A 15,861-nucleotide genomic window follows, 5' to 3' on the forward strand; every position below is an offset into this window, starting at 1 on the left:
AGCAAAAATTGAAAAAACGTCGCCTAAATTTATTAGACGACGCTTGTTTGAAAATTACAGTAATTCTTTGCGTAAATCTGCTGGGGATTTTGGTGATAATAAACCGTACGGAATATCGAATACAGTTTTTGCACCTTTATCTCCTTTCGCGTGCAATTTGTATGCAGCACGTGCATAGGCAACGAGAACGCTAGATGTGAACATCGGATTCGATTCAAGCGTTAAAGAAAACTCCATAATTTGCTTGTCTGATTCGCCTGATTGACCAGAACGGATAACAAACCCGCCATGTGGCATACCTTGGTGATTTTCTTTAAATTCTGCTTCTGTAATAAAGTTCACCGTTGTATCATAGTCCGCAAAATAGTTTGGCATTTCTTTAATTTCTTTTTCGATTGTTGCTGCATCTGCACCTTCAGCTAATACAACAAAGCATTCACGGGCATGTTTTTCACGTGTTGTCAGCTCAGGATTTTCACCGTTGCGAACACGGTTAACCGCTTCTTTAATCGGTAAAGTATATTGTACTGCATTTTTTACTCCTTCAATGCGGCGTACTGCATCTGAGTGGCCTTGGCTTAAGCCGTCTCCCCAGAACGTATATGTATTTCCTTCAGGCAGAACTGTTTCACCTAATAGACGGTTCAATGAAAATAGCCCCGGGTCCCAGCCAACCGAAATGATGGAGACTGTATCACTTTTTTGTGCAGCAGCATCAACAGTATCAAAAAATTCCGGGATTTTTGCATGTGTATCATAGCTGTCGATCGTGTTGAACCATTGCGCAAAATGCGGCACTTGCTCAGGTAAATCTTTTGCAGATCCACCACATAAAATCATAACATCAATCTGTTCCTTGTAATTCGGTGCATCATCCACTAAATAAACCGGTACATTTGGTGATTGGATGGCAACTGAAGCAGGATCACGACGCGTAAATACAGCTACCAATTCCATGTCAGCATTTTGACCAATTGCTGCTTCCACACCTCGACCTAAATTTCCGTAACCTACAATACCAATGCGAATTTTACTCATTATTTATTCCCCCAACTTAATTATTTGACGTGTATTCTTTACATAATGATGTAAATTCAGAATTTTCGTCTAAATTATATTTCATCATACAGTTTCATAATTATGAATACAATAATTTTTGTGATTTTCACAAGAAATGTTATCTTTCGCGTATTGCTTGTATTATTTGCTGAAAAGTGTTTTCATTTTCTATTCAGGTAGATTTTTGATATACTAAGAAAGTAAAAAATAGACTAATTGGGGGAAAAACATGAAGAAATTATCAGCGGTTTTATTAGCATTCACACTTGTATTTTCAAGTGTAGGGACTACGATTTTATTTGCTAATGATGCACAGTCAGTTGAAGCAAAAGGTTACAAGTCAGGTAAAAAAGGCTTCAACAGCAACAATAACAATACTAATATTCAAAAAAACAATAATGATGCTACAAACCCGACAACAACTAAACAAAACAATAATACAACGAAAAAGAATGATTCAAATACAGCATCAAACAAAGGCGGTTTAATGAAAGGCTTAATGCTTGGTGGTTTAGCCGGTTTATTATTCGGTAGCTTATTTGCCGGCATGGGTATGTTAGGTAACATTTTAGGTCTGTTAATCAACGTAGCAGCAATTGCGGCAATTGTCTTCTTCCTTGTGAAGATTTACCAGTTAATCAAACGCAAAAAAGATAAAGAGGTTACGGATACGTGGAAAAACTAACATTACTTGAACAAGATTTAATTAATGCCGTTTGTCTGTTCCATGCAAAATTCAAAAACACAGCACCAGAAGATGTGGAAGTGGAGCTGATGTATGATGATGTTGCCGGATATTCAGCGGAAGCTTTCTACAACGGACAACTGGAAGTATACAACTCTGTGAATTTCATTATGGCACTTCGTCTGTATATTGATGAGCAGCTTGGCCGTGATTCAATGTCAGCCCGTATTTCACTTGCTATTGATGATGAAGAAGGCATGATTGCTCACGTAGAGTTTTAATTCAACATAATTAGACCCGTCACTCTCTATTTTGAGAGTAGACGGGTCTTTTTTGTTATGCAGTCGGCTGCACTTCCGGTGTGTACTTCGTCGTAAGTGATTTATAGCTTACGATAAACGCAATCAATGCCAACACAGAAGCAACGACTAAATAAATAACAAGGACTAAAGCATTCGATGATAGTAATGAAAGATCACCTAATGAAATAACCGATTTAAATCCTGAGATCGAATACGTAAACGGTAAATATGCACTTACCGCCTGTAAATTTTCAGGAAGCATCGGAATCGGTAAATTCGAACCTGTAATCGATAATTGTGCAACAGCCAGTACAAGTGCGATAAATCGCCCAATATTGCCGGCAACCGATACAAGGAAGAAAATAATCGACATGAATACAATGCTGACAAAAATCCCGAATAAAATAAACTGCACCACATGATCTACAGAAAGCTGTAATACGACTAATGTAAATACCGTAACCAATACAGCCTGAATTGTAGCAAACAGTGCTAATTGCAGCCATTTACTGACAAACCAGCTTACAGCAGACTTTGGCAATACAGCCGGTTTTTTAAAGTCCACAAACATGGACAACACAAGCATACCTACAAATAGTGCCAAAGATAAAATATACGGAGCTGTTGAATCGCGATAATATTCATATTCATTGACCTTTTCCCCTGCCAATGTGACCGGCGAAGAAAACATCGCAATATTATCATCAGTAATTCGTAATGCCGCCACTTGCTCACGACCGCCTTCCAAACCAGTCGCCAATTCCGATGAACCTGCCTGAAGACGGTTAACCCCATCATTTAATGACGTAACGCCTTCTGTCATCGTTTGCCAACCAACTGCAACAGTTTCATTACCTGTGCTGATTTGCGTTAAACCGCTTTTCAGGTTGGAAACACCTGCACCTAATTTGTTCCACGAGCTCGTTAGCGATGCATTACCATTTGCTACTTGTGATGCACCACCCGCTAAAGTAGATGCACCAGAAACGACTGCTGTCTGACCAGAAACAAGTGCATCGATTCCTTTTACAGCTTTTTCTTGTCCAGCCGTTAATGAACCAATACCGGACACGATCGTTTTTTGACCGGCAATTGCATTTTCAAGACCTGTTGTCAATGCAGGCATGGATTGCGCCATCTGGTTGGCACCATTGCTTAATGCATTGGCACTTTGAACGGCAACCGGATAAACGGTACCAAGCTCTCCCAAGCCTGCACTTAAAGCAAGTAAATTTTCACGATATGCTTCCATGCCAGGTGCTTGCGCCAATGTTTGCAGTAATGCTGCACCTTGTGCCATTTGTTCGATATCCGCCTGTTTTGACTTCAATACGGTTGCCAGCTGGTTCAGGCCTTTTGCCAACCCCGGATTCGCCTGCGTACCGTCTCCTACAGCGATACCTGCATAAAGCTGGTTCGCTCCAGCAGAAAGCTGCTGCAACCCATTCAGGAGATTTTCGGAACTAGGCTGTAATTTCTGTAAACCTGTATAGATTTCCGTTGAACCGCCTTTTAATGAATTAAGTCCTGCTAATACTTGCTGAGATCCGCCTTTTAATTGTGTAGCACCCGATGCCACTTGACGTGATCCGGACGCTAGCTTGTTAATATCGCCCGTTCCCCCATTGATCGTGGAAAGAAGTTGGCCTGCCCCCGCATCTGCCGTTTTCGCACCGACAGCAAGCTTGTTAATATCTGCCGATTTTTCCGTCAACGATGTTAATAATGTGTTCGTCCCATTTGCCAGCTGCTCAGTGCCGTCGACGATTTGCTTCGAACCATCTGCCCCAGTAGCAAATCCTGTTTCGATATCCGTAAATCTGGAGAATACCGTTCTGGCATAAGTCGCTGTAATTTTGTCCCCTAATTGTTCGCGAAGTTTTTCAACAGCACTGTTTGTCACTTGCGCTCCCATGAAGTTTAATCCTTCATTTTGGATATAACGCAATTCCGGTACTTGCGGATTTGCATCAAGAACGGTTGTCACCTTTTGTGAGAAGTCTTCCGGCACTTCTACCACTAGGTAAAATTCCTGCTTATCCAATCCTTCCATCGCTTCTTCTTCCGTCACAAAATGCCAGCCTAATGAATTACTTTCTTTTAATGTTTCCATTAAATCATTGCCGACATTGATAGCTTGACCACCCGAAACTCCGCCTGCATCCTTATTGACGAACGCAACCGGTAAGTTATCCAGGTTGTCATATGGTCCCCATGTAGCTGACAGAAGTACTGCTACGTAAACAATTGGAATGAGCATGACACCGATCAACGCAATGAGTAAACCTTTACGATTTTTCAGTGACTGCAATTCCTTCCCAAACAACTGAAACGACCCCATAAAAACCCCCCTTTTTGTTAAATTAGACCTATACGAATGAATAAATACTCATTGCGTATAACAATAATATATTCTAAGTTTTTACATATTTCTACTAGAAAATGTAAATATTTTCTTGTTAGTACGTGAATTTTGTTCATATTAATATTCAAAAAATAGGACAATATAATCGTTAAATAACATTCTATTTCGGGACCCCCTTTATTTATCTGAATATTCTAATTTTATTGTTATCCAGTGATATGTTGAAAGGTTTAATTTACATAATGTATTTTGCAAAAAAAAAATAAAAAAACCACTAAAATGGTTGCCCAAATTAGTGGTTTAGCTGTTAAATTATTTTTCTACTGGCGCAGCTGTATCTACAATGCGGCCTTCAGTAGTAAACTTAATTTCTTTCATTGATAATAATTGTTCTTTTAAGTTTTCCCAATCCGATAAACCTAAGTCTGTTACACGACCTTCGCCATATGCTTTTTCAAACGAGCTGAAGCCGTCGCCACCTTTAGCAGTGAATGCATTTGTAGCAACTGTGTAAGTTTCGTTATCGGCAACATCTACATATGCTTTTGTTGCTTCATCATAGTATTTTAATGAAGCGATACGAGAGCCCGCTTCTTTAGAAGAATCGTATTCTAGTTTAGCACCTGAGATATGCAGGAATCCGCCATTCTCTTTAGGAGCATCTTTCACAGAGTGTTCAAATGCTTCTTTTAATTCAGCACCTGTAACATCCATTAATGCTAATGTATTACCAAACGGTAACACTGTAATTACTTGTCCAGTTGTAATATTGCCTGCTGGAATTGCAGCACGAATACCGCCGCCATTTTGCAATGCCATTACAACCTTTTTATCCGTATACTTTCTCGCTTTTGCAAGCATACCGTCTGTAATGATATTACCTAATACCGTTTCACTATTACGTACACTCACTGGATTATCGTCTGATGCACGAGGGCTCACTAAATCCTCTGCTAAAGTAACACCGATTTCTGCTTTAGAAAGTGCATCTACTTTTTCTTTAAATGGAGCAAGTATTTTTAAACCTTCAGCGTCATCAGCAAGTTTACCGATTTCAACTAATTGACCGTCATGTTTAACGATGACACCATTTTCGTCAAATTCAACATTCACTGTACCTAGGAATCCAGCATACTCTTTTGCTTGAACGATTAATGTTGCGTCCTTTTTCTCACCAACTGTGTTTGTATCAACTACGAATGGCTCTTTAAGCTCTGTATGTGAGTGACCGCCTACGATAATATCAATGCCAGGTACTGATTTTGCTAGAATTTGATCATTGTCATATGCAGGGTTATCGTCAAATCCGATATGTGTTAAAGCAATAATTTTATCGACACCTTTATCTTCAAACGCTTTTACCGCTTTTTTCGCTTCGTCGATATAATTTTCAAATGCTACACTGCCTGGTGAAGCGATATCTTTTGTTTCAGCTGTCGTTAATCCGAAGATCCCGACTTTTTCGCCGTTCACTTCTTTAATCATACCAGCGTAAATTTTGCCGTTTTCTGGCTCGCTTGATACTAAATCGGAGAACATACCTGTAAACAGGCTGTCTTTTGTAAAGTCAGCATTCGCCGTTAAAACCGGGAATTGTGAAGCTTTAATGAATTCAGCTAATGCTTTATGTCCTTCTGGTGAAGAACCTAAGTCAAATTCATGGTTCCCTAATGTGATCGCATCAAATTTCAATGCATTTAAAAACGGTAGATCAGCTTGTCCTTCAAACTCATTGAAGTATAAAGTACCGCTGAAAACGTCACCCGCATGCAATAGAAGCGCATCTGGTGTTTTTGCGCGTTGTTCATTAACCGCCGTCATTAATTTTGGAAATGCATCAACACGTCCATGAGTATCGTTCACATGCATAATTGATAATTTATAATTGTTTGTTTCCGGTTCAGGTTGTGGTTGTGGTGCTGGTGCAGCTGCTGCAAGCATTGTTGCCAATACGCTTGACAATTCACCACGAGTAAGTTGTTTCGTAGGGTTGAATACAACTTTAGACTCTGTTAATAACGAAGTTGCATCAATCGGATATACCGCAGAAACATTCGTTAAAATTTTAGCTAATTGATTATGTGTAATTTTATCCGCTGTACGGAATGTACCGTCTTCATAACCATTAACAAATCCAGTAGCTACTAATGCCGCTATTTGACTATAATACTGGTTTGACGTTTTAATATCTTTAAAGTTAGGATTTTTTACATTTGTTGTATCAAGTTTAAGAGCACCCGCAATCATTTTCGCAGCTTGTCCGCGAGTAACCGTTGTATCTGGTTTAAAAGTACCGTCTTCAAATCCTTTTACGATACCTGCAGATGTTAAAGCATTGATCCCTTCTGCATATGGATGGCTAACTGTTACATCCGTAAAAATTGTCTCTTCTGCCATAACACCTGTTGCTCCTACAGCTACTGCCGTAAATGCTGCTAAAGCTGTTGCTGAATACATTCTTTTTTTCTTCATCCAAAAGACCCCCCAAAATTTTTAACCTACCTTTTGATAGTAACGAAATATTATAAAAATTTCCACATTTTCCGGAAAATTTTACTGTTATTTAACAAAAAATACATTCTTTAGGTCCTTTTACACAAAAAAAGACAAAGCCAATCGAAATTGACTTTGTCTTTCATGTTATAGAATGGAATTATTGTTGTGCAGCTTTAGCACGTAATACCATTTGTAGGATACCACCGTGACGGTAGTAGTCTACTTCTACTTCAGAGTCGAAACGAGCTAACGCTTTGAACTCAGTTACTTTTCCTTCTGGAGAAGTTGCAGTAACAGTTAGGATATCACGTGGTTTAACATCATCAGTTAAGTTAACGTCGATTGTTTCGTCACCTTTTAATCCTAAAGTTTCAGCTGAATCGCCAGCCATGAATTGTAATGGTAATACGCCCATCATTACTAAGTTAGAACGGTGAATACGCTCGTAAGATTGTGCGATTACAGTTTTAACGCCTAGTAAGAATGTACCTTTAGCAGCCCAGTCACGAGATGAACCCATACCGTAGTCGTTACCAGCTAATACTACTAAGCCAGTACCTGCTTCTTTGTACTTCATGCAAGCATCGTAAATGTACTCAACTTCGCCTGTTGGCCAGTAAGTAGTGAAACCACCTTCTGTACCTGGAGCGATTTGGTTACGGATACGGATGTTAGCGAATGTACCGCGCATCATTACTTCGTGGTTACCACGACGAGAACCGTAAGAGTTGAAGTCACGGATTGCAACACCGTTTTCGATTAAGTACTTACCAGCTGGTGTATCTTTACCGATTGCACCTGCAGGAGAGATGTGGTCAGTAGTGATAGAGTCACCGAACTTAGCCATTACACGCATTCCAGCTAATGTTTGGATAGCACCTGGCTCTTTAGAAAGACCAGTGAAGAATGGTGGGTTTTGGATGTAAGTTGATTTATCATCGAAAGTATATAAGTTTTCAGTTGAAGTTTCGATTGCATTCCAAGCTTCGTTAGCAGTGAATACTGTTTCGTATTCTTTTTGGAATAATTCACGAGTAACAACTTTATTTAATACTTCGTTAACTTCTTCAGTTGATGGCCAGATATCAGCGAAGAATACTTCTTTGCCTTCTGGAGTTACAGCGATTGCGTCTTTTTGTAGATCGATATCTACAGTACCAGCTAAAGCGTAAGCAACAACTAATGGTGGTGAAGCTAAGAAGTTAGCTTTTACTAATGGGTGTACACGGCCTTCGAAGTTACGGTTACCTGATAATACAGAAGTTACGAATAAATCGTTTGATTTGATTGCTTCTTCTAATTCTGGTAATAACGGACCTGAGTTACCGATACATGTTGTACAACCGTAACCTACAGTGTTGAAACCGATTTGGTCGAAGTAGTCTTGTAAACCAGACTCTTCTAGGTAACCAGTTACTACTTTAGAACCTGGAGCTAAAGAAGTTTTAACCCACTTAGCAGGTTTGATTCCTAACTCAACCGCTTTTTTAGCAACTAAACCAGCAGCTAATAATACGTATGGGTTAGATGTGTTTGTACAAGAAGTGATGGCAGCGATTGCTACAGCACCTGCAGGAATTTCTACGTCACCTTCTGCAAATTTAGCAGTAGATGTTTTAGAGAATTCTTCTTCAGTTAAACCGAAACCTTGAGTACCTTGTGGAGCTACTACTGATTCACGGTAAACACGTTTCATTTCAGTTAAAGGAATTAAATCTTGTGGACGCTTAGGACCAGAAAGGTTAGCTTCGATGTCCGCTAAGTTAATTTCTAAAACATCAGTGTAAACAGGCTCTAAGTCCGGGTTGAAGAACATGTCGTTAGCTTTTAAGTAAGCTTCAACAACAGCAATGTGCTCTTCGTCACGGCCAGTTAAGCGCATGTAGTTTAATGATTCTTCGTCAACTGCGAAGAAACCACAAGTAGCACCATATTCTGGAGCCATGTTTGAGATTGTAGCACGGTCAGCTAGTGGTAAACCAGGTACGCCAGGTCCGAAGAACTCAACGAATTTGTTTACTACACCACGAGCACGTAATACTTGAGTTACTTTTAATGCTAAGTCAGTAGCTGTAGTACCGTTTGGTAATTCGCCTACTAATTTAACACCGATAACATCAGGAATTGGGAAGTAAGATGGTTGACCTAACATACCAGCTTCAGCTTCAATACCACCAACACCCCAACCTAGAACACCGATACCGTTGATCATAGTTGTGTGAGAGTCAGTACCTACTACTGAGTCAGGGAATGCTACTAAACCTTCTTCTGTTTCGTTAACGTGAACGATTGGAGCTAAATACTCTAAGTTAACTTGGTGTACGATACCAGTTGCTGGTGGTACAGCGCGGAAGTTATCATAAGCAGTTTGAGCCCATTTTAAGAAGTTATAACGTTCAGCGTTACGCTCGAACTCTAAATCCATGTTCGCTTGTAATGCTGCTGCGTTACCGTATTTGTCTACTTGTACTGAGTGGTCAATTACAAGGTCAACCGGAATTGCAGGGTTGATTTTAGCTGGGTCTCCACCCATTTCTTTCATTGCAGAACGTAATGAAGCTAAGTCAACTACTACTGGAACACCAGTGAAGTCTTGTAATACTACACGAGAAGGTTTGAATGGTACTTCAGCATCTGCATTGTGATTACCGAAGTTAGCTAATTCATTAACGTGCTCGTCTTTAATTACATAGTTATCGTATTGACGTAATACTGATTCTAATAATACTTTAATTGAATAAGGTAGGCGTGATACTTTTGCGATACCAGCTTCTTCAATTGCAGCTAAACGGAAATAGTTATAAGTTTTACCGTTAACTTCAAAAGTCGAACGACTGTTGTGTAAGTTTGCCATGTTGTGTTCCCCCTAGTTTTTCTTAATTGAAAAGGTTGTAATGCTCTTTTCTCCACAGTCAATAATAGCGCACATTCAAACATAAGTAAATTGCATTATTATTATCTTTTGCGATAAGTTAAAATTATGACCTATCGGAAATGCCCTTTTCTTCTGCAATACCTTCAGAAATCCTACTTTGTCAGAAAGTTCTTCTCACACAGTATTCCTCAACAATTTCAGATTGTATTTTAAATGGCATATTTTTTAGTACATATGTGTATAAATTTGAATAAATTTAAATATATTATTGTACTAAAATAATGTTACTAGTTTAATTTGAGCCAGCGCTGAATGAGCGTGGACACAATACTGCGCAATTTTTCATTCCGATTGGCAAATTTCAAATAAAAGTAGAGCGTTTTTGCCATGTTCAGCTGGTTTGTTCTAGCTTTAAACCAAAGTGCATCATAGCCGCGCTCATAGGCGACCATTTCCAGCTGGTCAAACAGCTGTTCAAACCATTCTATAAACAGTTCTTCGTCGATGTTTTTAGCTAACAATGCCTGAATGATATTGCAGAAACGTTCTTCTTCATCATCGACAAATACATAGCCCTTCCAAATATTTGCGCGGATTGCCTGCAATATTTGAGCCGTAAAGCGAATCGGATAAAGCGGATGCGCAATAATGGCGTTAATTAACTCCGTTGTATTTGTAACGCTATGCGCCCAGCCCGACTTCGGATCGACGAAGCTTCGCAAATCCTGCTCCTTCGTTAATAGCGCCACCGCATTTTGTGCAAGGAGCTCCAACTGCTCACTCGATAAAATGACAAGCTGTCGATCCGCATTCACGATTGCCGCTAAATAAAGAGCCGCATAGGAACGCTGAAAAACAGAAGATGTCCCCTTTTCGCCAACTTTATAAAGTAATCCGTCTGTTGAAGAAAGTTTGCTCACAAAATCGGCAATAACTGTCTCACCGAGTGCATTTTCCGACAACAGCAAAATGAACAGGCGGTAATTCAGCTGGTCACGGATTGCTGCTTCTTCATGACCGATTGTCTCCAGTATATCATTCAGTATCGACGGGTGCTCCTGAATAGATTGTTTTCGCTCTTCCGTCGTCATTTCAAAAAACTTTTCATAATCCTCCACTAACAAAAAGACGCCTCCTAACCAAATGCATAACAATATTGTAAGAGACGTATGATCATTTGACTAGGTAAAAGCTCTTCTAATAGACGCACACCTTCTGAATATACCCGTTTTTATAAAACAAATGCATCTTCTGCTTCAAATAATTCATTTACTTCAATAACACGATCCGAGAAGCGCTCGACAACATTCAGATCGACGGTATTGAATAAATTTGTTAAAACTATGGAAGTACATTCAAATTGCTTCAGCTTTTTTGTGTGTGCAAATTCCTCTATAAAACGTGATGGTAAAAAGCTGGACCCGTCTGTTACGAACAGCAAATCCGCTTTTTTAAATTCGCTTTTCTTTAATAGCTTCAATGCTTCACGTAATGGCAGCTCATAATTTGTACCGCCACCGATGAAGCTGTCACTGAACTGAATGAGGTCCTGCGTCTTTGCCTGACCTTTTCGGAAAAATTTAATTTCCCCCACATTTGTTGCAAAAGGAATAATCGCAAAATCTCTTTTCTGTTTTTTAGCGATGTTCAGCAAGGCAATACAAAACGCCTTACTTTGGGCTTTAATTGATGTCATGGAACTGCTTTCATCCATGCATACAATAATCGGTCCTTTTCCTTGACGATCTTTCCCCTTCTTATTAAAAACGAGTGTTTGCTGCTCGCTTAACCGCTTTAAAAAATCGAGCTTGCTATATCCTAACATATAGTTGCCCAATTCAGCCGGCAACAATCGGGATAGCTCATGACCAAAAGTCACCGATTGATGCTGAATCGTCTCGTCTTGTTTAGACTTCTGCTTTCTTGTCGCAATTTTTTTAAAACGGCCGACTAATTCGGCAATTTTATGCAATTCCTTTCGCTCGCTAATCATTCTCGCCAGTTTAAACTGATCGCTTAAAGGAACTTGATCCATTTTTTTGCCGTCCATCGTCCCGACTTTCATGACTGCTGTTTTTGTATGATGAATATTCTTTTTGTTTTGCTGCAGCATCATGCCGATAGACGTTTTCGATAACTGCTTTAAATATTCCCTTTTTTCCGGTAAATCGTTTGTCATATTCGGGCTTTGTCGCTGATTTTGAAAGGCTTCCAGTTGCTCGATCTGAAATGGGTTTTTCTGTTCCTCATAATATTGAAAGCTTTTAAGAAGCTGTTCTGCAATGCTGACGGAAGTAAGGACACTTAACAGCTCGTCACCTTTTGTCAGCTCATGCCATTGGATGTACTCTTCATTTTTCAGCAGCTCTTTCATAAAATCATATTGCATTTTGTCCAGTTGCTTTGCATTTTTATTTAGTACAGGTGCTTTATAATAGAAAGCATGCCAGCAATCCCCGATGATATTCGTAAAGCCGGGAACAATTTTTTCCCCTGCAATGCTGCTGTCATTCAACAAAGTGGCCATTTTCAACAATTCGTTAAACCGTGTCTTTTGCTCAGTGCTCCCCTCAAAAACAGTTCGGCTGTAGATTACATGTATGTTCTCACTCAAAGAGCATCCCACCTTCTGTATTCTTTAAAACCCGATAACATCTGAAGTTATTCGAAGTAATTGTTTATGCATTTCCGTTTTGAGACTGTTTAATTCCGGACGACTCGGGATTTGACGGCTCATATTTTGTACTTCCATAAATAATGTTTTCCCTTGCAGGAGCAGTTGACTCAGCTCCGATTTGGCAAACGGGGATTTTTGAAGCATCGCATTTCTCGCAGTTAAAATAATCATCTCAAACTCTGTCGATGTCCTGTGAATAAACGCTTCGACCGTATCAAAGGCCACTTCTTTAATGGTTTGTTCTGTTAATGATTTTTGTTCAACCGTTTCCCATAAAATATTCGTCAAAATCGGCAAGTCTTCCCGGATCACTTCTGTCCGCCCGTCTAAATACGCTTTTGCTTTTAAAACTGACAGTGACTGTTTAAAACGTCGATCGGACGGACGAATGCCTTCATCTTGAAGCGCCTGCCTAATTTTAGCAAGTACTTTAAAAATCGTATCTGAAATCGCAATCTGTTTCGTCTTTTGCTGATGTTCATAAAGCTCGTCCAATGTTATTTTCGTTACTTCCTTTTCGCTATCGTCCTTTAACATTGCAATAAAGGCTTCTTCTTCGCGAATATAATTAACTTCATAGCGCAGCAAAAAACGGTCGAATAATGCCTCCAGCCCTTCCCCTTCTTCGATATATTCATTGGATGAACCGACCATCGTCAAAAGTGGAGAAGCAATCGGAACCCCGTTGTTATAATAAATTCGTTCATTGATTAGTGTCAGCAGTGAATTCAAAATCGCGGAGTTTGCTTTAAAGATTTCATCAATAAACGCAAAATGGGCTTCCGGCAGCATATTAGTCACATTCCGTTTATAAATTCCCTGCTCCAAATCTTTTAAAGAAAGCACACCAAACAATTCTTCAGGTGTACTGAAAGGCGTCAATAAATGCTGGAAACAATGACTCCCTTCAACAATTGAACCAAGCATGGACGATAACACACTTTTCCCCGTCCCCGCTGGACCGATAAATAAAAGGTGCTGCCGTGATAATAGGGCAATTAATAAGGCTTCAATTTCTTCTTCCCGATCATAAAAACATTCATTCAGTTGCTGACGGATCGTTTGCAGCTGTTCACACATTGATTGACCACCTTTCCCTTTTTACGTAAATCCGTTTACCCGCACATTTATGTAATCCTCTCCTAATAACGTTACACTTCCTGTACGTTTTTTAAACCTTTTGCCTGTCATATTTCTTCCTTTAAAGAACTAGGAATATTTCAGGTGACTTTGCACTATTTTAGTAAGAGCAAAGGTAATATTATTTTCATGTTTTTACACAATTTTAATTGCAAATGATTAATTTTGTTATTTTACGTGAACATATTACATATAGCATGTTTGGTAGGAGGAATCGTATGGCGGCAGTAAGAGTGTCATCTTCAATTTTTTCACGCATTAAAACTATTCAAAAAGCAGTGCAACGAACAACGAGCCATGATGAAATTATCGTTGCATCCGGGACATATAAAGAAACTTTAACTTTTGAGGAAAACAGAACGGTTGCAGCGCAAAAGGATGCAACTGTCTGCTTAAAAGGATCTATCGTGATCGCTGAATCTGCGACAGTCACATTTGAAAACATGACGATTCAACCTACAACGCAAATTTATGTCGAAGGTAAAATTATATTAAAAAACTGTGTAATTCAAGGTGGACGTACGAATGTACTGTTAGCAATGAACGGCGGAACATTACATTGTGAAAAAACAACATTCAAGGATGCATCGGATGCGGCAGTGACATTGATTTACAATAGTGCAGCCCAGTTTGAACATTGTCACTTTGAAAACAATAAAAAAGTTCATATATTAGCGGAAAATTCAATGCTTCATTTAACGGATTGTACCCTTTCAAAAGCGAATCAGGCACTTTGGGTTAAATCTCATGGAAGGGCATATTTAACTCGTGTGAAAGTCCAGCATCATTCCGGCACACAGCTCATTATCCAGGACCATGCCCTATTGGAAATGGATGCCTGCGAAGTTCTGCATGGCGAAGGTAATGGTATATATGCATCAGACCATTCAAACATTCATTTAACGAAAACAGCAATCCAACACCACCACCTTCCCCAAATCTGGTTGCAAAGAAGTTCCCTAAACGTGACAGATTGCCAAATACAATACGGCAATGAATCCGGTATTATTTTACGGGACTATTCTGAAGCAATGATCGAGAATACATTGATTGCTTTTCATAAAATCGCAAATGTCCAGCTGTTGCTCGAGTCTTTCCTAAATATGACGAACTGTGAAGTATACAGCTGCCAAGGCGTCGGGATTCATATAAAGGAAAAATCGGTCGCAAACTTCAATAGTACGGTGTTTGCCTATAATGTGCTGCCGCAGCTTTTCATTACTGATAACTCCATTTGTACAATAAAAGATGCGACAATTCAGGAAGGAAAACAGATTGGAGTTTATACAGAAAAAGGTGCTTCATGTTCGATTGTTTCCAGTACGATTACAGGTCATAAAAATGCGGCGCTAACGGTAATGGAAGCGGAATTATTCCTGTTAAATACGACGGTACACCATAATAAAGGCAATGGCATTTTAGCGGTCAATCATGCGAAAACTTCTGTGGACAATTGCCATTTCAATCATAATGACCTAGCACATATAGCCGGGAAAAATAACAGTACGGTAACGATTTACCAAAGCGAATTAATCGGCGGCAAAAGTATCTTTGTCATGGATGCATGTGAACTTGAAGTAACCGAATCGGTTGTGAAAGATGGCACGGGAATTCAAATTGAAATGGTCGGCAATACGAATGCCACAATTCAGCATTCCCAAATTAGCGGCGGCGAAACGAACGGGATTGTGGCGATGAAAGATGCATCGGTTCATATTATCGAAAGCCAAATTTCTTGTCATAAAATGCCGCAAATCATCATCAATGACAGTTCTCTTGTGTTAAAAGACAGCGAGTTGATGGAAGGTGAACGGAACGGTTTAATAATTGAAAACCATGCAGAGGCGTTGATTCAGGATACGTTCATTTCCAATCATATGTATTCCCAGTTATGGATTGACTCCGAATCTTCTGTTGAGCTGAACACAACACAGATTATTGAAGGCCATGAATCCGATATATTTGTACAAAACAAATCGGTTCTCCATGCTTCGAAATGCATTATTCAAAATGCGAAGTTTGATTTCAACATCCAGGCGGTCAACTATTCGAAAATTTATCTGTCCGAAACAATGGTCGACAACTCGTTCGGTTCAAAGTTTTACAGTGAAAATAACAGCGAAATTTCATCGAATCTTGATGAAATCAGCTAATGACATTACTACCTGCGACTTTTTCTGTTGCAGGTAGGTTTTTTAGTATTGGTGAAACAAAAAATAAAAAACAATCTACCCACATCTGGATAGATTGTTGTATTTAAAT

10 protein-coding genes are annotated in these 15,861 nt (G+C 39.4%); 3 read left to right on the forward strand and 7 right to left on the reverse strand.

Features of this window, described 5'->3' with window-relative positions; genetic code table 11:
• Positions 1-54: 54 nt before the first annotated feature.
• Positions 55-1,038, reverse strand: a complete 984-nt coding sequence (locus tag M3166_RS05405; RefSeq protein WP_251688066.1) for a diaminopimelate dehydrogenase — start codon at positions 1,036-1,038, stop codon at positions 55-57.
• A 250-nt stretch (positions 1,039-1,288) separates the two neighbouring features.
• Here M3166_RS05405 and M3166_RS05410 point away from each other — a divergent pair, with 250 nt between their 5' ends.
• Both M3166_RS05410 and M3166_RS05415 read left to right on the forward strand, forming a co-directional pair.
• Positions 1,289-1,744 (forward strand): hypothetical protein, encoded by a 456-nt coding sequence (locus tag M3166_RS05410; RefSeq protein WP_251688068.1) that lies wholly within the window; start codon positions 1,289-1,291, stop codon positions 1,742-1,744.
• Positions 1,732-2,025: a YxcD family protein gene (locus M3166_RS05415; protein WP_251688070.1), complete on the forward strand. Its 294-nt coding sequence runs from the start codon at positions 1,732-1,734 to the stop codon at positions 2,023-2,025. The genes M3166_RS05410 and M3166_RS05415 overlap by 13 nt, the downstream gene beginning before the upstream one ends.
• A gap of 55 nt (positions 2,026-2,080) precedes the next feature.
• Here the strand turns inward: M3166_RS05415 and M3166_RS05420 are convergent, their stop codons facing one another.
• The 6 genes from M3166_RS05420 to M3166_RS05445 all read right to left on the reverse strand — a co-directional run bounded on the left by M3166_RS05420 (position 2,081) and on the right by M3166_RS05445 (position 13,539).
• Entirely contained in the window at positions 2,081-4,387 is a 2,307-nt protein-coding gene (locus tag M3166_RS05420) for a YhgE/Pip domain-containing protein (RefSeq protein WP_251688072.1), read from the reverse strand.
• A 336-nt stretch (positions 4,388-4,723) separates the two neighbouring features.
• The gene (locus M3166_RS05425) at positions 4,724-6,883 is read right to left on the reverse strand and encodes a 5'-nucleotidase C-terminal domain-containing protein (protein ID WP_251688074.1); all 2,160 of its coding nucleotides are present in this window, start codon (positions 6,881-6,883) and stop codon (positions 4,724-4,726) included.
• Positions 6,884-7,064: 181 nt separating this feature from the next.
• Entirely contained in the window at positions 7,065-9,761 is a 2,697-nt protein-coding gene (gene acnA, locus M3166_RS05430) for an aconitate hydratase AcnA (RefSeq protein WP_251688076.1), read from the reverse strand.
• Between the two features lie 308 nt (positions 9,762-10,069).
• On the reverse strand, positions 10,070-10,900 hold the full coding sequence (locus M3166_RS05435) for a DUF2785 domain-containing protein (RefSeq protein WP_251690017.1): 831 nt from the start codon (positions 10,898-10,900) through the stop codon (positions 10,070-10,072).
• 113 nt (positions 10,901-11,013) lie between these two features.
• On the reverse strand, positions 11,014-12,396 hold the full coding sequence (locus M3166_RS05440) for a vWA domain-containing protein (RefSeq protein ID WP_251688078.1): 1,383 nt from the start codon (positions 12,394-12,396) through the stop codon (positions 11,014-11,016).
• A gap of 24 nt (positions 12,397-12,420) precedes the next feature.
• Positions 12,421-13,539 carry an AAA family ATPase gene (locus tag M3166_RS05445; RefSeq protein ID WP_251688080.1) on the reverse strand — a complete coding sequence of 373 codons (1,119 nt, stop codon included), beginning with the start codon at positions 13,537-13,539 and terminating at the stop codon, positions 12,421-12,423.
• Between the two features lie 278 nt (positions 13,540-13,817).
• Here M3166_RS05445 and M3166_RS05450 point away from each other — a divergent pair, with 278 nt between their 5' ends.
• The gene (locus tag M3166_RS05450; protein ID WP_251688082.1) at positions 13,818-15,752 is read left to right on the forward strand and encodes a right-handed parallel beta-helix repeat-containing protein; all 1,935 of its coding nucleotides are present in this window, start codon (positions 13,818-13,820) and stop codon (positions 15,750-15,752) included.
• Positions 15,753-15,861 lie beyond the last annotated feature (109 nt).

This window comes from Solibacillus isronensis (assembly GCF_023715405.1).
Classification (GTDB): Bacteria; Bacillota; Bacilli; order Bacillales_A; family Planococcaceae; genus Solibacillus; species Solibacillus isronensis_B.

What these genes read in the sequence shown, in the direction of transcription:
- M3166_RS05445 (WP_251688080.1), bottom strand. Translation starts at nt 13,539, where the DNA reads ATGTGTGAACAGCTGCAAACGATCCGTCAGCAACTGAATGAATGTTTT.
- acnA (WP_251688076.1), bottom strand. Translation starts at nt 9,761, where the DNA reads ATGGCAAACTTACACAACAGTCGTTCGACTTTTGAAGTTAACGGTAAA.
- M3166_RS05450 (WP_251688082.1), top strand. Translation starts at nt 13,818, where the DNA reads ATGGCGGCAGTAAGAGTGTCATCTTCAATTTTTTCACGCATTAAAACT.
- M3166_RS05410 (WP_251688068.1), top strand. Translation starts at nt 1,289, where the DNA reads ATGAAGAAATTATCAGCGGTTTTATTAGCATTCACACTTGTATTTTCA.
- M3166_RS05420 (WP_251688072.1), bottom strand. Translation starts at nt 4,387, where the DNA reads ATGGGGTCGTTTCAGTTGTTTGGGAAGGAATTGCAGTCACTGAAAAAT.
- M3166_RS05405 (WP_251688066.1), bottom strand. Translation starts at nt 1,038, where the DNA reads ATGAGTAAAATTCGCATTGGTATTGTAGGTTACGGAAATTTAGGTCGA.
- M3166_RS05425 (WP_251688074.1), bottom strand. Translation starts at nt 6,883, where the DNA reads ATGAAGAAAAAAAGAATGTATTCAGCAACAGCTTTAGCAGCATTTACG.